Origin of the sequence: Streptomyces seoulensis (genome assembly GCF_004328625.1) — a bacterium.
GTDB classification, from domain to species: Bacteria; Actinomycetota; Actinomycetes; order Streptomycetales; family Streptomycetaceae; genus Streptomyces; species Streptomyces seoulensis.
In genome coordinates this window covers 2,523,322-2,540,391 of record NZ_CP032229.1, presented here as the reverse complement: position 1 = coordinate 2,540,391, position 17,070 = coordinate 2,523,322, and the positions used below count along the sequence as shown (strand labels likewise).

Genomic DNA, 17,070 nt, shown 5'->3' with positions numbered 1-17,070 from the left:
AGGTGGCTGCCATGACGACGCCCCCGACGCCCGCGACGCCTTCCTGGGACCCCGCCCAGTACCTCCGTCACTCCGGCCACCGGCTGCGCCCCTTCGTGGACCTCCTGGCCCGCGTCCCGGCCCTGCCCGCCGAGCGGCCCCGGATCGCCGACCTCGGCTGCGGCCCCGGCAACGCCACCGCGCTGCTCGCCGAACGCTGGCCCGGCGCCCACGTCACCGGCTACGACAACTCGCCCGAGATGCTCCAGCGCGCCCGCGCCGAGCAGCCCGCGCTGGATCTCGCCCCCGCCGACGCCCGCACCTGGACCCCCGAGGGCCCGCACGACCTGGTGTTCTCCAACGCCACCCTCCAGTGGGTGCCGGGCCACCTCGACCGGTTCGCGGACTGGACCGAGGCACTGAAGCCGGGCGGGGTCCTCGCCTTCCAGGTGCCGGACAACACCGACGCCCCCCTACACGCCCTCATGCGCGAACTCGCCGCCACGCCCCGCTGGGCACCCCGGCTGGCCGGCGTCCTGCGCGCCCCCGACTCCGTCCACGCCCCAGGCGTCTACCTGGACCGCCTCGCCCGTCTGGGCTGCGCCACCGACGTCTGGCAGACCACGTACCAGCACGTCCTTACCGGCGACGACCCGGTCCTGGACTGGGTCAAGGGCACCGGCCTCCGCCCCGCCCTGACCGCGCTGGCCGACGATCCCGAGGCGCGGGACGCCTTCGTCGGCGAGTACCGCGACCTCCTGCGCGAGGCGTACCCACCGGCCCCCTACGGCACGATCCTCCCCTTCCGCCGCCTGTTCGCGGTGGCGGTGAAGGGGGCCTGAGCCGTGCTGCGTGCGATCGACCACGTGCAGCTCGCGATGCCACCCGGTACGGAGGACGCGCTGCGCGACTTCTACGGCGGGGTGCTCGGCATGACGGAGGTGCCCAAGCCCCCGGCACTGGCGGCGCGCGGCGGCTGCTGGTTCCGGGCGGGCGGGGTCCAGCTCCATCTGGGTGTCGACGACGACTTCCGCCCCGCCCGCAAGGCGCACCCCGGCCTGCTGGTCGCGGACCTCGACGCCTGCGCCGCCCGGCTGGCCGCCCACGGAGCGCCGGTGGAGTGGGACGCCGGACTGCCCGGCCACCGCCGCTTCCACTCCACCGACCCGGTGGGCAACCGCCTGGAGTTCCTGCGGCCGACGGGCTAGCTCTTGCGGTGGCCTATCAGGCGGGGTTTCTGCTCCAGGCCGTCCAGGCCGTGCCAGGCGAGGTTGACCAGGTGGGCGGCCACCTCGGCCTTCTTGGGGCGGCGGACGTCCAGCCACCACTGGCCGGTGAGGGCGACCATGCCTACCAGGGCCTGGGCGTAGAGCGGGGCCAGCTTGGAGTCGAAGCCCCGGCTCTTGAACTCGCGGCCCAGGATGTCCTCCACCTGGGTGGCGATGTCGGAGATCAGCGAGGCGAAGGACCCCGTGGACTGCGGGATGGGGGAGTCGCGGACGAGGATGCGGAAACCGTCCGTGTACTCCTCGATGTAGTCCAGCAGCGCGAACGCGGCCTGCTCGCACAGCTCACGCGGGTGGCCGGCGGTCAGCGAGCCGGTGACCATGTCCAGCAGGCACCGCATCTCCCGGTCCACCACGACCGCGTACAGGCCCTCCTTGCCGCCGAAGTGCTCGTACACCACCGGCTTGGAGACCCCGGCCTTGGCCGCGATCTCCTCCACCGAGGTGCCCTCGAAGCCCTTCGCCGCGAAGAGGGTCCGGCCGATCTCCAGCAACTGCTGGCGGCGCTCCGCACCGGTCATCCGGGTCCGGCGGGTCCGCCGCGTCTTGTCGTTGCTCGAGGTGCTGCTGGAGTCGGTGGCCACGCCGTCAATCATGCCGCCTTCGCGGCGGCCTTCCCGCGCCGGGAGGAGCCGTCACCGTCCGCGCGGCGCGCGTCGATGCGCGAGCGCGACGGCCAGCGCACGTCATAGGCCCAGCCGAGCCTCTCGAACCAGCGGATGAACCGCGCCGAGGAGTCGATCTGCCCGCGCTCCACCCCGTGCCGCGCCGAGGTCGGGTCGGCGTGGTGCAGGTTGTGCCAGGACTCGCCGCAGGACAGCACGGCCAGCCACCACACGTTGCCCGAGCGGTCGCGGGACTTGAACGGGCGCTTGCCCACCGCGTGGCAGATCGAGTTGATCGACCACGTCACGTGATGCAGCAGGGCCACCCGGACGAGCGAACCCCAGAAGAACCCGGTGAAGGCGCCCCACCAGGACATCGTCGCCAGCCCGCCGATCAGCGGCGGCAGCAGCAGCGAGACGGCCGTCCACAGCGCGAACTGCCGGGAGATCGCCCGCATGGCCGGGTCCCGGACCAGGTCCGGCGCGTACTTCTCCTGCGGGGTCTGCTCCTCGTCGAACATCCAGGCGATGTGGGCCCACCACAGGCCCTTCATCAGCGCGGGCAGCGTCTCCCCGAACCGCCACGGCGAGTGGGGGTCGCCCTCGGCGTCGGAGAACTTGTGGTGCCTGCGGTGGTCCGCCACCCAGCGCACCAGCGGCCCCTCCACCGCCATCGACCCCATGATCGCCAGCGCGATCCTGAGCGGCCGCTTCGCCTTGAAGGAGCCATGGGTGAAGTACCGGTGGAAACCGATCGTGATGCCGTGGCACCCCAGGAAGTAGAAGAACACCAGCAGGCCCAGATCGAGCCAGCTCACCCCCCAGCCCCACACCAGCGGCACGGTGGCCAGCAGGGCCAGGAAGGGTACGACGATGAACACCAGGAGCGCGATCTGCTCGATCGAGCGCTTCTGTTCGCCGCCCAGCGTGGCGGTGGCGCCATCGCTCGGGGCTTTGTCGATCACATCGGAACTACTCGAGGTCATGCGCGTCCCCTGTGGGGTCGAGGGCGGGGGTCGAAAGGGTGCCGGACACCTGTGGAACGGACGGTACGTCCCTACGGTTCCGTAACCTACGGCGTCGTAAGTATGTCAGCGGTTCGGTCCGCGGCAAGAGCCCGAGATCCTGCGCGTCCGCCGGGACACCTATCCTTGGAGGCGGTCGGACAGCGCGGTCCGCTCTGTTTACTTCCCGGACGTTCCGGCCGGTATGCGGCGATTTGCCGTGTGATGGATGGGTGTCCGGGTTCCCGCCGGATGAGCTTCAACACCGCAAGGAGCCGCACCTGTGAGCAGTGTCGACGACCAGACCACCACGAACGGCCAGGCGCTGCGCGCCGACATCCGGCGCCTGGGCGATCTCCTGGGCGAGACCCTCGTCCGCCAGGAGGGCCCCGAGCTGCTGGAACTGGTCGAGAAGGTCCGCAGCCTCACCCGTGAGGACGGCGAGGCCGCGGCCGAGCTGCTGCGCGGCACCGAGCTGGAGACCGCCGCCAAGCTGGTGCGCGCCTTCTCCACCTACTTCCACCTCGCCAACGTCACCGAGCAGGTGCACCGCGGCCGCGAACTGCGCGCCCGCCGCGCCGCCGAGGGCGGCCTGCTCTCCCGTACCGCCGACCGGCTGAAGGACGCCGACCCCGAGCACCTGCGGGACACCGTCCGCAACCTCAACGTGCGCCCGGTCTTCACCGCCCACCCCACCGAGGCCGCCCGCCGCTCGGTCCTCAACAAGCTGCGCCGGGTCGCGGAACTCCTGGACACCCCCGTCCTCGACTCCGACCGCCGCCGCCACGACGTACGGCTCGCCGAGAACATCGACCTCGTCTGGCAGACCGACGAACTGCGCGTGGTCCGCCCCGAGCCCACCGACGAGGCCCGCAACGCCATCTACTACCTGGACGAACTGCACGCCGACGCCGTCGGCGACGTCCTGGAGGACCTCACCGCCGAACTGGAGCGGGTCGGCGTCACCCTGCCGCCCGACACCCGTCCGCTGACCTTCGGCACCTGGATCGGCGGCGACCGCGACGGCAACCCCAACGTCACCCCCCAGGTCACCTGGGACGTGCTGATCCTCCAGCACGAGCACGGCATCAACGACGCGCTGGAGATGATCGACCAGCTGCGCGGCCTGCTCTCCAACTCCATCCGCTACGCCGGCGCCACCCGGGAACTCCTCGAGTCCCTGGAGGCCGACCTGGAGCGCCTGCCGGAGATCAGCCCCCGCTACAAGCGGCTCAACGCCGAGGAGCCCTACCGGCTCAAGGCCACCGCGATCCGGCAGAAGCTGGAGAACACCAAGCAGCGCCTGGCCCGCAACACCCCGCACGAGGACGGCCGCGACTACCTCGGCACCGCCGAACTCCTCAGCGACCTGCGCATCATCCAGACCTCGCTGCGCGAGCACCGCGGCGCCCTCTTCGCCGACGGCCGCATCGACCGCGTCATCCGCACCCTGGCCGCCTTCGGCCTCCAGCTCGCCACCATGGACGTCCGCGAACACGCCGACGCCCACCACCACGCCCTCGGCCAGCTGTTCGACCGGCTCGGCGAGGAGTCCTGGCGCTACGCCGACATGCCGCGCGAGTACCGCGCCAAGCTGCTCGCCAAGGAGCTGCGCTCGCGCCGCCCGCTCGCCCCGACCCCGGCCCCGGTCGACGCGGCCGCCGAGAAGACCCTCGGCGTGTTCCAGACGATCCGGCGGGCCCTGGAGGTCTTCGGGCCCGAGGTCATCGAGTCGTACATCATCTCGATGTGCCGGGGCGCCGACGACGTGTTCGCCGCGACCGTGCTGGCCCGCGAGGCCGGACTGCTCGACCTGCACGCCGGCTGGGCCAAGATCGGCATCGTGCCGCTGCTGGAGACCACCGACGAGCTGAAGGCCGCCGACACCATCCTGGAGGACATGCTCTCCGACCCCTCCTACCGGCGCCTGGTCGCGCTGCGCGGGGACGTCCAGGAGGTCATGCTCGGCTACTCCGACTCCTCCAAGTTCGGAGGCATCACCACCAGCCAGTGGGAGATCCACCGTGCCCAGCGCCGGCTGCGCGACGTCGCCCACCGCTACGGCGTCCGGCTGCGTCTCTTCCACGGCCGCGGCGGCACCGTCGGCCGCGGCGGCGGCCCCTCGCACGACGCGATCCTCGCCCAGCCCTGGGGCACCCTGGAGGGCGAGATCAAGGTGACCGAGCAGGGCGAGGTCATCTCCGACAAGTACCTGATCCCCTCCCTCGCCCGGGAGAACCTGGAGCTGACGGTCGCCGCCACCCTCCAGGCGTCCGCCCTGCACACCGCGCCCCGCCAGTCCGACGAGGCGCTCGCCCGCTGGGACGCGGCCATGGACGTCGTCTCCGACGCCGCCCACGCCGCCTACCGCCGGCTCGTCGAGGACCCCGACCTGCCGACGTACTTCCTCGCCTCCACCCCCGTCGACCAGCTCGCCGAGCTGCACCTGGGCTCGCGGCCCTCCCGCCGCCCCGGCTCCGGCGTCTCGCTGGACGGACTGCGCGCCATCCCGTGGGTGTTCGGCTGGACCCAGTCCCGGCAGATCGTCCCCGGCTGGTTCGGCGTCGGCTCCGGCCTCAAGGCGCTGCGCGAGGCGGGCGTGCGGCAGGAAGGGGACACCGTGCTCGGCGAGATGCACGAACAGTGGCACTTCTTCCGGAACTTCATCTCCAACGTCGAGATGACCCTCGCCAAGACCGACCTGCGCATCGCCCAGCACTACGTCGACACCCTCGTCCCCGACGAGCTGAAGCACGTCTTCGACACCATCAAGGCCGAGCACGAGCTGACCGTCGCCGAGGTGCTGCGCATCACCGGCGGGACCGAACTCCTCGACGCACAGCCCGAGTTGCGGCAGACCCTGAGCATCCGCGACGCCTACCTGGACCCGATCTCCTACCTCCAGGTCGCCCTGCTCAAGCGCCAGCGCGACGCGGCCGCCGCCGGCGAGGAGCCCGACCCGACCCTGGGCCGCGCCCTCCTGCTCACCGTCAACGGCGTCGCGGCGGGCCTGCGCAACACCGGCTGACCCGAAGCGCGTACGACGGTGCCCCCGGAGCTGACTCGCTCCGGGGGCACCGTCGTATCAGGACAGGTGTCTCAGGGCAGGTGTCTCAGGACAGCACGAAGGCCGCCGTCAGCAGGCCCGCGCCCGCCAGGCCCAGCGGCCAGGCGAGCTTCGGCATCCGCATGCCGCCCGCGACCACCACCGAGGCCAGCAGCAGCGCGCCCCCGAGCGGCAGCCAGGCCAGCAGCACACCGGAGACGCCCGCGCGCACCGCGACATCCGTGCCGGGCTCCAGGACGACGTCGTAGCCGTGCCCCTCGCGCACCACCACCGACCGCTCGATGCGGACGGCGGACCGCGCGGTGGCGCCCGGGGACAGCGGCTCGAACGTGCCCTCGCAGCGCTGGGGCAGACACTCCGTCACGGTCAGCGTGCCGCGCTCGCGCCCCTTGGGCAGCATCGCGTGCTGCGCGGTCCCCCAGGACCCCCAGGCCCCGGCGAACACGATCAGCGCGGCGAACGCCCCCGCGACCACGACCCGGCCCATCCGGACGACGGACCCCGAACGCGCGGAACTGGCGGAGGCAGCAGGCATGGCCGGGATCATTGGCCATACCTCTACGGCGGGTCAACTCGGGGCCGCCGCAATGTCCCGGACGCTACGAGTTGTACGCCGACTGCGCCCGCTCCAGGCCCTCCGTGACCAGGCACTCCACCGCGTCCGCCGTACGGTCCACGAGGTAGTCCAGTTCCTTGCGCTCGGCGGAGGCGAAGTCCTTCAGGACGAAGTCCGCGACCTGCATCCGGCCCGGCGGACGGCCGATGCCGAAGCGGACACGGTGGTAGTCGGGGCCCATCGCCTTCGTCATCGACTTCAGGCCGTTGTGCCCGTTGTCGCCGCCGCCCAGCTTCAGCCGCAGCGCGCCGTAGTCGACGTCCAGCTCGTCATGGACCGCCACCACCTGGGAGAGCGGCACCTTGTAGAAGTCGCGCAGCGCGTTCACCGGACCGCCCGACAGGTTCATGTACGACATCGGCTTGGCCAGGATCACCCGCCGGTTGGCCGGACCCACCGGACCGATCCGGCCCTCCAGCACCTGCGCCTGCGCCTTGCCCGACCGCTTGAACTTCCCGCCGATCCGCTCCGCGAGCAGATCCACCGCCATGAAACCGACGTTGTGCCGGTTCATCGCGTACTCCGGCCCCGGATTACCGAGCCCGACCACCAGCCAAGGGGCGTTTGCGGGGGTACTCAACGAGCCACTCTCCTCGATATGCGCCAGCCGCCGCCCCCGGGGACGGGGACGACGGCTGACGGATGATTCAAGCCGGTGCGGCTCAGGCCTCGGCGGACTCTTCGCCCTCGGCGGCGGCCTCGTCCTCGGCCGGCTCCTCGACCTGGGCGGCCAGGACCTGGAGGACGACGGCGTCGTCCTCGACGGCCAGGGAGACACCCTTGGGAAGCTCGATGTCCTTGGCGTGGACGGAGGCACCGGCCTCCAGGCCCTCGACGGAGACCGTCACGGACTCGGGGATGTGGGTGGCCTCGGCCTCGACCGGCAGCGCGTTCAGCACGTGCTCGAGCAGGTTGCCGCCCGGGGCCAGCTCGCCCTCGGCGACGACCGGGATCTCGACGGTGACCTTCTCGCCACGCTTGACCAGCAGCAGGTCGACGTGCTCCAGGAAGCCCTTCAGCGGGTCGCGCACCACGGACTTCGGGATCGCCAGCTCGTTGGTCTTGCCGTCGATGTCCAGGGCGATCAGGACGTTCGGCGTACGCAGCGCCAGCAGCAGCTCGTGGCCCGGGAGGGTCAGGTGCAGCGGCTCGGAACCGTGGCCGTAAAGGACACCGGGGACCTTGTTGTCACGGCGGATGCGACGGGCGGCACCCTTGCCGAACTCGGTGCGGGACTCGGCGGCGAGCTTGACCTCGGACATACGGATCACTCCTCGTACAGGTAGAGACGGACGTGGTCACCCGGCCACGAACGGCCTGCTACGAAGAGCGCGTCGATAACGGACAACCGGCACCCGTGGAACACACGAGCGCGGCCTCCCTCGCCGAGCAACTGTCGCAGTCTACTCGGCAAGGGGGCCGCGCCCAAAAGGATCTCCAGGGCCGCCTCAGCGGGCCCGAAGAAACCTCACTGCTCGTCGAAGAGGCTCGTCACCGAGCCGTCCTCGAACACCTCACGCACCGCGCTGGCGATCGTCCCGGCGATCGACAGCACCGTGATCTTGTCCAGGTCCGCCGCCAGCTCACCCGGCGTCGGCAGCGTGTCGGTGAACACGAACTCGCTCACCCGCGAGTTCTTCAGCCGGTCCGCCGCCGGACCCGACAGCACACCGTGCGTCGCCGTCACGATGACGTCCTCGGCGCCGTGCGCGAACAGCGCGTCCGCGGCCGCGCAGATCGTGCCACCGGTGTCGATCATGTCGTCGACCAGCACACAGATCCGGCCCTCGACGTCACCCACGACCTCGTGCACCGTGACCTGGTTCGCCACGTCCTTGTCCCGGCGCTTGTGCACGATCGCCAGCGGCGCGCCGAGGCGGTCGCACCAGCGGTCGGCGACCCGCACCCGGCCCGCGTCCGGGGAGACCACGGTCAGCTTGGAGCGGTCCACCTTCGTGCCCACGTAGTCCGCCAGCAGCGGCAGCGCGAACAGGTGGTCCACCGGACCGTCGAAGAAGCCCTGGATCTGGTCGGTGTGCAGATCCACGGTCAGGATGCGGTCCGCACCCGCCGTCTTCATCAGGTCCGCGATCAGCCGCGCCGAGATCGGCTCACGGCCACGGTGCTTCTTGTCCTGCCGGGCGTACCCGTAGAACGGCACGATCACCGTGATGGAGCGCGCCGACGCCCGCTTCAGCGCGTCGATCATGATCAACTGCTCCATGATCCACTTGTTGATCGGCGCCGTGTGGCTCTGGATCAGGAAACAGTCCGCGCCTCGCGCCGACTCCTGATAACGCACATAGATCTCACCGTTGGCGAAGTCGAACGCCTTCGTCGGGACGACCCCCACACCGAGCTTGTGAGCGACCTCCTCGGCAAGTTCGGGGTGGGCGCGGCCGGAGAAGAACATCATCTTCTTCTCGCCGGTCGTCTTGATCCCGGTCACAGCACTGTCTCCTCAGAGGTTCTCAGCCAGCCGCCGGCCAAGCGTCCTCTCGACGGGGCACGAGAGGGCCGAATCGGCTGGTAGGGGTGCGGTTGTGCACTTATCACGGTACGCCGTGTTTGACGCAGCCGTTTCCGACGAGCCTTCCCTCAGCCCTCGTCCACGCCCGGCCGGGACGCCGCCTCCGCCGCCTTCGCGGCCGCGCTCCCGGAGCGCTTACGAGCCACCCAGCCCTCGATATTCCGCTGCTGACCACGGGCCACGGCCAGCGCACCGGGCGGCACATCCTTGGTGATCACGGACCCCGCGCCGGTGTACGCGCCGTCCCCGACCGTGACAGGAGCCACAAACATGTTGTCCGAACCGGTCTTGCAGTGCGACCCCACCGTGGTGTGGTGCTTGCTCTCACCGTCGTAGTTCACGAACACACTCGCCGCGCCGATGTTCGTGAAGTCACCGATCGTCGCGTCCCCCACGTACGACAGATGCGGAACCTTCGTCCCCTCACCGATCGACGCGTTCTTCGTCTCCACGTACGTACCGATCTTCGCCTTCACCCCCAGCCGCGTCCCGGGCCGCAGATACGCGTACGGACCCACCGTCGCGCCCTCGCCGACCTCAGCGCCGTCCGCCACCGTGTTGTCCACGCGGGCGCCCGCGCCCACCACCGTGTCGTTCAGGCGGCTGTTCGGGCCCACCTCCGCGCCCTCGTCGATCCGCGTGGCACCGGTGAGCTGCGTACCCGGGTGCACCACCGCGTCCCGGCCGAAGCCGACCGTCACGTCCACCCACGTCGTCGCCGGGTCCACCACGGTCACACCGTCCAGCATCGCGGCCGTCAGCAGACGGTCGTTCAGCGTCCGGCGGGCCTCGGAGAGCTGCACCCGGTTGTTGATCCCGGCGATCTCCCGGTGGTCACCCGCCACCGACGCGCCCACCCGGTGCCCGGCCGCCCGCAGGATGCCCAGCACATCGGTCAGGTACTCCTCGCCCTGGCTGTTGTCGGTACGCACCTGCTTCAGCGCGTCCGCCAGCAGCCGGCCGTCGAACGCGAACACACCGCTGTTGATCTCGGCGATCGCCCGCTGCTCGGCGGTCGCGTCCTTGTGCTCCACGATCGCGGTCACCGCGCCGCTCGCGCCGTCCCGCACGATCCGGCCGTAACCGGTCGCGTCCGGGACCTCGGCGGTCAGCACGGTCACGGCGTTGCCGTCCGCCTGGTGCGTGCCGGTGAGGGCCGCGAGGGTGGCCGAGGTCAGCAGGGGGGTGTCGCCGCAGACCACCACGACGGTGCCGTCCACCGGGCCGCCCAGCTCCTCCAGCGCCATCCGCACCGCGTGCCCGGTGCCGTTCTGCTGCTCCTGCACGGCCGTGCGGACGCCGGGGTCGATCTCGGCGAGGTGCGCGGCGACCTGCTCACGGGCGTGACCGACGACGACCACAAGCTCGGCGGGGTCCAGTTCACGGGAGGCGGCCAGCACGTGGCCGACCAGGGAGCGGCCGCAGATCCGGTGCAGGACCTTCGGTGTGGCCGACTTCATACGGGTGCCCTCACCCGCTGCGAGAACGACGACGGCTGCCGGGCGAATGGCGCTCACGGAGTTGCCTTTCGGCTCTGGGAAGAGGTGGTGACTGGCGGCAGAATACCGGGGGGTGTTTCGGCGGACATGAGAGCGGGTCCCGCCGGGGGTTTGTACCGGTCGGGACCCGAACTGAGCAATTGCTCCCAGGGGAGGACTCGAACCCCCATGATCAGAACCAAAATCTGACGTCTTGCCCTTAGACGACCTGGGATTGCCGTTATGTCCGATTCGGAAGATCGGTCGTGGTGGCAGCCCCTACTATGCCGCACCACCAGCCCTCGATGCGACGGTACAACTCCGCGCTTCGGCGCACGCTGACGACCAGGCACCCCCGGTACGCCTCGCCGGTGTTCTTCCTGACCGTCTTCGGGTTGTGCCGCTTCAGGGTCGTCTTCGTGAACGCGCCGCCGTCCGCCCCGACGAGGTCGGCCCAGCACGTTTCGGCGGCCGCCACGTCGGCCGACTCGTGGATCATCACGCGGAAGCTGAGGTCCTCGCGCCGCACCTGGAGCAGGTCGAGCCAGGCCAGGAAGACGCGGATCACGCCGGGGTCGCTGTTGATGAAGACGACGCGCTCGCGGCGGGCGTGTGGCTTGTCCTTGCTTCCCTCGGCCCAGTAGAGAGCGGCACCCGCGATGAAGAGCTCGCGGTCGGACAGTGTGCCGATCTCAGCCCGCGCGTCCGCCTTGGTCCGGCGGCGACTCTCGTCGCGTACGGCCAGTTCGTGCTCCCAGCGCTTGCGGGACGCCAGCTTCGCCTGCTCCGCGGGGTCCCGGCGCTCAGGCTTCGGCAGGTCCCGTACCCAGAGCGAGATCGAACTCTTCGAGCAGCCCAGCTTCATCTGGATCTGGTCGTAGGTGTGGCCCCGGCGGCGGAGTTCCCTCGCCTCTTCCCGGAGGTCGTCCTTGGCGTTCGGGCGTTTGGTCCATTCCGGGGCCGGTTCGCCGTGGACGAGGCGGTTGAGGAGGTCGTTGTTGTGGATTTTCAGGTGGTCGCGGATCTGGCGGAGGCTCATGCCCTGACGGCGGAGGGCGACGGCCTGGGCGCGGAGGTTCTCGAAGTCGGTGTACTTGGAGGTTTTGCCTGGTGAATGTGCCATTTGCATATCGTCCGGGCGGAATGCGGGCCTCCGGGCACGCGTGCGGCGGAGTTCAGTAGTTCGAGTGACGGAGGGTGCCGTGGTCCGGACGGGTAGGGGAAAGTCACCGGAAACGGCCCCCGGGGCGCCCGTAGGCTGGAGGGCATGACCACGACGGGGGAAGACCACACCAGGGCGCCGACCGGCCCGTGGTGGTGGGAGAGACGGCGCGGTGCGGTGCTGGACGTCGGTCTGGCGCTGGCGTCGGCGGCGGAGTGCGGCGCGGAGGGCGTGCCGTTCGCGCGGGACGCGGGCGTGCCGCTGTGGCTCGGTGTGGTGTTCGGGCTGCTGGCGGGTTCGGTGCTGCTGGTGCGCCGGAAGTGGCCGGTCGCGGTGGTGCTGGTGGCGGTCGCGGTGACGCCCGCCGAGATGGGCCTGCTGATGGGCGTCGTCGGCCTGTACACGCTGGCGGCGTGCGAGCTGCCGCGCCGGGTGATCGTGGCGCTGGCGGGCATGTCGCTGGTGGGCACGATGATCGTGACGTTCGTGCGGGTGAGCCAGGACATGGCGCGCGGCGATCTGACGCTGGGCGACTGGTTCGTGCCGTTCGCCGCGGTGGCCACCTCGCTGGGTGTGACGGCGCCTCCGCTGCTGCTGGGGATGTACGTGGGTGCCCGGCGCCGGCTGATGGAGAGCCTGCGGGAGCGGGCGGACAGTCTGGAGCGGGAGCTGCAGCTGCTCGCGGAGCGGGCGGAGGAGCGCGCGGAGTGGGCGCGGAACGAGGAGCGCACGCGGATCGCGCGGGAGATGCACGACGTGGTGGCGCACCGGGTGAGTCTGATGGTGGTGCACGCGGCGGCGTTGCAGGCGGTGGCCCGTAAGGACCCGGAGAAGGCGGTGCGGAACGCGGCGCTGGTGGGGGACATGGGCCGGCAGGCGCTGACCGAGCTGCGGGAGATGCTCGGGGTGCTGCGGTCGGGGGACTCGGGCGGTGCGGTGCGGCGGCGGGTGGAGCCGGAGCCGGCCGCGGTGCCGTTGGCGGCGGTGGGGGTTGCCGCCGCGGAGGCGGCGTCGAAGGCGGCGGCCGAGGTGGTCGTGGTGGACGGGCCGTGGCTGTCGGAGCTGGAGGAGCTGGTGGGGCAGTCGGCGGCGGCCGGGATGGTGGTGGCGCTGTCGGTGGAGGGTGAGCTGCGTTCGTATCCGGCGGAGGTGGAGCAGACCGCGTACCGGGTGGTGCAGGAGGCGTTGACGAACGTGCACAAGCACGCGGGTGGTGCGAAGACGTATGTGCGGCTGGCCCATCGGTCGGCGGAGATCGCGATGCAGGTGGAGAACGATTCGCCGCCGGAGCCGGGGTCGGCGTCGGCGGGTCTGCCGTCGGGGGGCAACGGTCTGCTGGGGATGCGGGAGCGGGTCGTGGCGCTGGGGGGCGTGTTCGTGTCGGGGCCGACGGACGCCGGGGGTTTCCGGGTGTCGGCGGTGATCCCGGCCGTGTGAGGGCCGTGTCCTGTGGTGCGCGCTCTTGCCATGTGCGCCGCTCAACCCTCGGTAGGTGCTGAATCCACCCATCGGATGAACGTGTGCGCCGTCCGGCATGCGGAGGGCTTCGCGGACGCAGTGTGTCGGTGCGCGCCGAGGGGTTCGGGGCGAGTCGACGGAAGGTTCTGGCGGTCATGCGTACTGAGGCCATCGACCGGGTGACGCTGGTGTTCACGCTGTTCGACGCGAACGGCAACGGTCATCTGGACCCGGAGGACTTCGAGCTGATGGCGTCGCGGGTGACGGCGGCTGCGGAGGGTTCGGGGGAGGGTGCGCGGGCGCGGATGGCGGCGGCGTTCCAGCGGTACTGGGAGACGCTGGAGGCGGAGCTGGACGCGGACGGGGACGGGCGGATCACGCTGGAGGAGTACCGGGCGTGTGTGCTGGCGCCGGAGCGGTTCGCGGGGACGGTGCGGGAGTTCGCGGAGGCGCTGGCGGCGCTGGGTGATCCGGACGGGGACGGGGCGATCGAGCGGCCGTTGTTCACGGCGTTGATGCGGGCGATCGGTTTCGCGGGCCCGAACATCGACGCGCTGTTCGACGCGTTCGGTCCGGACGCGGAGGACCGGATCGCGGTGGCGACGTGGGTGGCGGGGATCGAGGACTTCTACGCGCCGGACAAGGCGGGGATTCCGGGGGATCACCTGGTAAGCGCGGTGGTCTGAGGGACGTCGGGTCGGTTCGGGGAGAGGGGCGGTCCGGGGTGACGGTCGTGGGGCTCGCGGTGGGGCGGGGTACGGGCGCGGAGGTGGCCGGGGTCTTCGAGCGGGTGCTCGGGCGGCTGGCGGGGGCGTCCGAGGTGCCGGTGCGGGTGGAGCGCGCGGAGCGGGTCTATCACTCGTATGTGTCGCTGCGGGGTGAGGCGCCGGAGCGGGTGGCGGCGCTGACGGAGGAGGACGCGGCGCATTACGAGGGGTTCTGCCGGGGGCTGGCGGCCCGGGGGGTCTCGGCGGTGTTCCGTACGGCGGTCAACGCGCAGTCGTTGTATCTGGTGCGGCAGCGGTTGCGTGCGGTGAAGGTGGACGGGCTGGGGGGTCCGCCGGGTGGGGTGGCGCCGGAGCTGTTGCTGGTGCGGGATCAAGCGCAGGGGTTCTACACGGGGGAGAACCGGCATGAGCCGGGGCGGGTGGTGCGGACGATGGAGTTCGCCGAGGGGATCACGAACGAGGTGATCGACTGCGCGCTGGCGCGGGCGCGGCTGGTGTGGCCCGGGGTGGGGGCGGCGCGGGTGGTGATGGCGTACAAGTTCCATCTGCTGGACGGGGCGCTGGACGACTGGGTGCGGCGGGCGGCGGAGCGGCACGGGGTGGAGATCCGGTTGTGCCAGCCGGACACGGTGAACCGGGATCTGATCGCGCACGGGCTGCCGCCGGGGACGGTGGTGGTGGCGGGGAACGAGTGGGCGGACATCATGCATGTGGTGCTGCTGGACCGGTTCGGGGGTGAGCGGCAGGAGAGCCGCTTCACGGAGAACGTGCATCTGCTGCCGGAGGTGGCGGGGCTGGTGGAGTTCCAGACGGTGCACGGCTCGGCGGACGATCTCGAGGGCCGCGGTCTGGTGAATCCGGTGGCGACGATCCGGGCGGCGGCGGCCGTGGCGGAGCGGCATGTGGGGTGTGCGGGGGCGGTGGCCGCGGTGGAGGGGGCGCTCGCGGGGCTGGCGGCGCGGGGGGTGGCGACGGCCGATGTGGGGGGGTCGGCGTCGACGGGTGAGGTGGTGGCGGGGGTGCTGGCGGGCCTGGGGGTGCCGGGGCCGGGGGCGGGCGCGCTGGTGGCGGGGGCGTGAGCGGGGTTGTGCTGGTGGTGGTCGACCTGCAGAACGATTTCTGCGACGCGTCGGCCGCCGCCCGGCACGGCGGTGATCCGGTGGTGCTGGCGGATGCGGCGGGGGCGGCGGCGGACGTGGTGGACCGGGCGCGGGCGGCCGGGGTGGAGGTGGTGTTCGTCCGCTTCCTGGGGGATGTCGGGCATCAGGGTCCGAGCTGGCGGCGGCGGGACGCGGTCCTGGGCAAGCGGGCGAAGTGTGTGTCGGGGAGCCGGGGCGCGGAGTTCCACGGGGTGGTGCCGGCCGCGGGGGAGCGGGTGTTCACCAAGTACGCGTGTTTCGACGCGTTCCTGGCGGAGGGGTTCGAGCGGTATCTGCGGGAGCGGGGGGTGGTGCGGCTGGTGTTCGCGGGGGTGTTCACCGATGTGTGTGTGGATTCGACGGCGCGGACGGCGTTCCAGAAGGGTTTCGAGGTGTCGGTGCTGACGGACTGCACGACGCCGTTGCATCTGCCGGAGCCGCTGGTGCTGTCGTTCATGGCGCGGGTGTACGGGGCCCGGCTGACGACGCGTGCGGACCCGGAGCTGTGGGCCGTGTGTCCGCCGGCCTCGACCGAGGAGGAGCCATCACGACTGTCGGTTCGGCGGGCCGGTCCGGTGCCGGTGACTTCGGAGTGGACGCCGGGGTCGGGGTGACCGCGCTGCTGGTGGCGGCGGGGCGGGCGATCGAGGCGCGCCGTGCGGACGCGCTGGCGCGTGATCCGTACGCGGAGTGCTTCGTGCGGGCGGCGCCGGTGTCGGCGCTCTGGCCGGTGTCGCTGGAGGAGGTGCCGCGCGGGGACGCCGATCCGGTGTGGGGGCGGCTCGCCCGGTACTTCGGGCTGCGGACGCGGGTGCTGGACGACGCGCTGCGGTCGGCGGCGCGGGCCGGGACCCGGCAGTTCGTGCTGCTGGGGGCTGGCCTGGACACGCGGGCGTTCCGCCTGGACTGGCCGTCGGGCAGCACGGTGTGGGAGGTGGACCGCCCCGGTGTGCTCGGCTTCAAGGAGCGGGTGCTGGCGGCGGTGGGCGCGGTTTCGTCGGCCGGGCGGGTGCCGGTGCCGGTGGATCTGCGCGGGGACTGGGCGGCGGCGCTGCTCGGCGCGGGTCTGGACCCGGGTCTGCCGGTGGCGTGGCTGGCGGAGGGGCTGCTGCTGTATCTCCCGGCGGCCGCCGAACGCCGACTCATCGGAGTCATCGACGAGTTGAGCGCGCCGGGCAGCATGCTCGGTTACGAGGTGAAGCTGCTTGAGGAGGCCCGCGCGGTGCGGGACAGCCCGGTGTACGCGGAGGCGCGGGAGCGGCTGGGAGTGGATCTGTTGGCGCTGTTCGACGGTGATCCGCGTCCGGACTCGGCGGCGGAGCTGGCGGCCCGGGGCTGGCGGACCGAGGTGGGGACGCCGTACGACCATGTCCGCCGGTACGGGCGGGGGCCTCGGCCGGAGCCGGACGACGCGCTGGCCGCCAACCGCTGGGTGTTCGCGGTGAAGGGGGCGGCGGGGGTCAGCCGGTGGTGAGGCGGACGGGCTGGGTGCCGGCGATGAGCGCGGTCAGTGCGTGGTCGATGTCGGGGCCGAGGTACCAGTCGCCGGTGTGGTCGAGGGTGTAGACGCGGCCCTGGGTGTCGATGGCGAGGAGGGCGGCGGTGTCGGTCTCCTCGCCCAGCGGGCTGAGTTCGGTGGCCAGGGCGCGGCCGAGGTCGCCGAGGGTGCGGGCGAGGTGCAGGCCCTGGAGCGGGTCGAGGTGGAGGTTGGCGGGGGCGATCTGGCGGCCGCTTCCGGTGGGGGTGACGTGGAGTCCGCCGAACTCGGCCCAGGCTTCGACGGCGGCGGGGAAGACGGCGTGCCGGTGGCCGGCCGGGGAGAGGTGTTCGCGCAGGGTGTCGGCCCAGATCTCGGCCTGCTTTATGTCCCAGCGGCCGGGGTGCCAGCCCGCGGTGCGCAGCGCGTTGTCGACGGCGCCGGGGAAGCGGGGCGCGGTGCCGCCCGGCGCGTGGGGTGCGGTGAGCCGGGGGGAGGAGGTGCGGTCGGGGTGCATCTGCCCTATCGAAATCGGTCGTCG

Annotated in this window: 17 protein-coding genes and 1 tRNA gene; 8 read left to right on the top strand and 10 right to left on the bottom strand. The window is 71.7% G+C overall.

Annotated elements, in window-relative coordinates:
- The first annotated feature begins 11 nt into the window (after positions 1 to 11).
- Both D0Z67_RS11750 and D0Z67_RS11745 read left to right on the top strand, forming a co-directional pair.
- Positions 12 to 821 (top strand): trans-aconitate 2-methyltransferase, encoded by an 810-nt coding sequence (locus D0Z67_RS11750; protein ID WP_031184255.1) that lies wholly within the window; start codon positions 12 to 14, stop codon positions 819 to 821.
- Positions 822 to 824: 3 nt separating this feature from the next.
- Complete coding sequence (locus D0Z67_RS11745; protein WP_031184256.1) at positions 825 to 1,187, top strand: VOC family protein; 363 nt, start codon at positions 825 to 827, stop codon at positions 1,185 to 1,187.
- Here the strand turns inward: D0Z67_RS11745 and D0Z67_RS11740 are convergent.
- Both D0Z67_RS11740 and D0Z67_RS11735 read right to left on the bottom strand, forming a co-directional pair.
- On the bottom strand, positions 1,184 to 1,861 hold the full coding sequence (locus D0Z67_RS11740; RefSeq protein WP_031184257.1) for a TetR/AcrR family transcriptional regulator: 678 nt from the start codon (positions 1,859 to 1,861) through the stop codon (positions 1,184 to 1,186). The genes D0Z67_RS11745 and D0Z67_RS11740 overlap by 4 nt on opposite strands.
- Positions 1,858 to 2,856 (bottom strand): acyl-CoA desaturase, encoded by a 999-nt coding sequence (locus D0Z67_RS11735; RefSeq protein ID WP_031184258.1) that lies wholly within the window; start codon positions 2,854 to 2,856, stop codon positions 1,858 to 1,860. Before D0Z67_RS11735 ends, D0Z67_RS11740 begins: the two co-directional genes overlap by 4 nt.
- Before the next feature lie 301 nt (positions 2,857 to 3,157).
- Between D0Z67_RS11735 and ppc the strand changes: the two genes are divergently transcribed.
- On the top strand, positions 3,158 to 5,902 hold the full coding sequence (gene ppc, locus D0Z67_RS11730; protein ID WP_031184259.1) for a phosphoenolpyruvate carboxylase: 2,745 nt from the start codon (positions 3,158 to 3,160) through the stop codon (positions 5,900 to 5,902).
- A gap of 85 nt (positions 5,903 to 5,987) precedes the next feature.
- On the opposite strand, the gene D0Z67_RS11725 is transcribed toward ppc, so the two are convergent.
- The 7 genes from D0Z67_RS11725 to D0Z67_RS11695 form a co-directional block, all read right to left on the bottom strand.
- Complete coding sequence (locus D0Z67_RS11725) at positions 5,988 to 6,476, bottom strand: hypothetical protein (RefSeq protein ID WP_234312943.1); 489 nt, start codon at positions 6,474 to 6,476, stop codon at positions 5,988 to 5,990.
- A gap of 64 nt (positions 6,477 to 6,540) precedes the next feature.
- On the bottom strand, positions 6,541 to 7,137 hold the full coding sequence (gene pth, locus D0Z67_RS11720; protein ID WP_031184261.1) for an aminoacyl-tRNA hydrolase: 597 nt from the start codon (positions 7,135 to 7,137) through the stop codon (positions 6,541 to 6,543).
- Between the two features lie 82 nt (positions 7,138 to 7,219).
- On the bottom strand, positions 7,220 to 7,819 hold the full coding sequence (locus tag D0Z67_RS11715) for a 50S ribosomal protein L25/general stress protein Ctc (protein ID WP_031184262.1): 600 nt from the start codon (positions 7,817 to 7,819) through the stop codon (positions 7,220 to 7,222).
- A 206-nt stretch (positions 7,820 to 8,025) separates the two neighbouring features.
- Positions 8,026 to 9,006: a ribose-phosphate diphosphokinase gene (locus D0Z67_RS11710; protein WP_031184263.1), complete on the bottom strand. Its 981-nt coding sequence runs from the start codon at positions 9,004 to 9,006 to the stop codon at positions 8,026 to 8,028.
- Between the two features lie 149 nt (positions 9,007 to 9,155).
- Positions 9,156 to 10,604: a bifunctional UDP-N-acetylglucosamine diphosphorylase/glucosamine-1-phosphate N-acetyltransferase GlmU gene (gene glmU, locus D0Z67_RS11705; protein WP_078873763.1), complete on the bottom strand. Its 1,449-nt coding sequence runs from the start codon at positions 10,602 to 10,604 to the stop codon at positions 9,156 to 9,158.
- A gap of 125 nt (positions 10,605 to 10,729) precedes the next feature.
- Positions 10,730 to 10,800, bottom strand: a tRNA-Gln gene (locus tag D0Z67_RS11700).
- A gap of 6 nt (positions 10,801 to 10,806) precedes the next feature.
- Positions 10,807 to 11,688 (bottom strand): hypothetical protein, encoded by an 882-nt coding sequence (locus D0Z67_RS11695; RefSeq protein ID WP_031184265.1) that lies wholly within the window; start codon positions 11,686 to 11,688, stop codon positions 10,807 to 10,809.
- A 144-nt stretch (positions 11,689 to 11,832) separates the two neighbouring features.
- Between D0Z67_RS11695 and D0Z67_RS11690 the strand changes: the two genes are divergently transcribed.
- The 5 genes from D0Z67_RS11690 (at position 11,833) to D0Z67_RS11670 (ending at position 16,526) form a co-directional block, all read left to right on the top strand.
- Entirely contained in the window at positions 11,833 to 13,164 is a 1,332-nt protein-coding gene (locus D0Z67_RS11690; RefSeq protein ID WP_031184266.1) for a sensor histidine kinase, read from the top strand.
- 176 nt (positions 13,165 to 13,340) lie between these two features.
- Positions 13,341 to 13,871: an EF-hand domain-containing protein gene (locus tag D0Z67_RS11685; RefSeq protein ID WP_031184267.1), complete on the top strand. Its 531-nt coding sequence runs from the start codon at positions 13,341 to 13,343 to the stop codon at positions 13,869 to 13,871.
- Between the two features lie 38 nt (positions 13,872 to 13,909).
- Positions 13,910 to 14,992, top strand: a complete 1,083-nt coding sequence (locus D0Z67_RS11680) for an isocitrate/isopropylmalate family dehydrogenase (protein WP_031184268.1) — start codon at positions 13,910 to 13,912, stop codon at positions 14,990 to 14,992.
- The gene (locus tag D0Z67_RS11675; protein ID WP_078873765.1) at positions 14,989 to 15,666 is read left to right on the top strand and encodes a cysteine hydrolase family protein; all 678 of its coding nucleotides are present in this window, start codon (positions 14,989 to 14,991) and stop codon (positions 15,664 to 15,666) included. Before D0Z67_RS11680 ends, D0Z67_RS11675 begins: the two co-directional genes overlap by 4 nt.
- On the top strand, positions 15,645 to 16,526 hold the full coding sequence (locus tag D0Z67_RS11670) for an SAM-dependent methyltransferase (RefSeq protein WP_037776336.1): 882 nt from the start codon (positions 15,645 to 15,647) through the stop codon (positions 16,524 to 16,526). Before D0Z67_RS11675 ends, D0Z67_RS11670 begins: the two co-directional genes overlap by 22 nt.
- On the opposite strand, the gene D0Z67_RS11665 is transcribed toward D0Z67_RS11670, so the two are convergent.
- Positions 16,513 to 17,046 (bottom strand): SUKH-3 domain-containing protein, encoded by a 534-nt coding sequence (locus D0Z67_RS11665; RefSeq protein WP_031184270.1) that lies wholly within the window; start codon positions 17,044 to 17,046, stop codon positions 16,513 to 16,515. The two genes, D0Z67_RS11670 and D0Z67_RS11665, sit on opposite strands and share 14 nt — an antisense overlap.
- Positions 17,047 to 17,070: the final 24 nt, after the last annotated feature.

Coding starts and splice junctions, on each gene's coding strand:
- D0Z67_RS11725 (WP_234312943.1), bottom strand. CDS start 6,476: ATGCCTGCTGCCTCCGCCAGTTCCGCGCGTTCGGGGTCCGTCGTCCGG.
- D0Z67_RS11715 (WP_031184262.1), bottom strand. CDS start 7,819: ATGTCCGAGGTCAAGCTCGCCGCCGAGTCCCGCACCGAGTTCGGCAAG.
- D0Z67_RS11735 (WP_031184258.1), bottom strand. CDS start 2,856: ATGACCTCGAGTAGTTCCGATGTGATCGACAAAGCCCCGAGCGATGGC.
- D0Z67_RS11695 (WP_031184265.1), bottom strand. CDS start 11,688: ATGGCACATTCACCAGGCAAAACCTCCAAGTACACCGACTTCGAGAAC.
- D0Z67_RS11690 (WP_031184266.1), top strand. CDS start 11,833: ATGACCACGACGGGGGAAGACCACACCAGGGCGCCGACCGGCCCGTGG.
- D0Z67_RS11750 (WP_031184255.1), top strand. CDS start 12: ATGACGACGCCCCCGACGCCCGCGACGCCTTCCTGGGACCCCGCCCAG.
- D0Z67_RS11740 (WP_031184257.1), bottom strand. CDS start 1,861: ATGATTGACGGCGTGGCCACCGACTCCAGCAGCACCTCGAGCAACGAC.
- D0Z67_RS11665 (WP_031184270.1), bottom strand. CDS start 17,046: ATGCACCCCGACCGCACCTCCTCCCCCCGGCTCACCGCACCCCACGCG.
- D0Z67_RS11685 (WP_031184267.1), top strand. CDS start 13,341: ATGCGTACTGAGGCCATCGACCGGGTGACGCTGGTGTTCACGCTGTTC.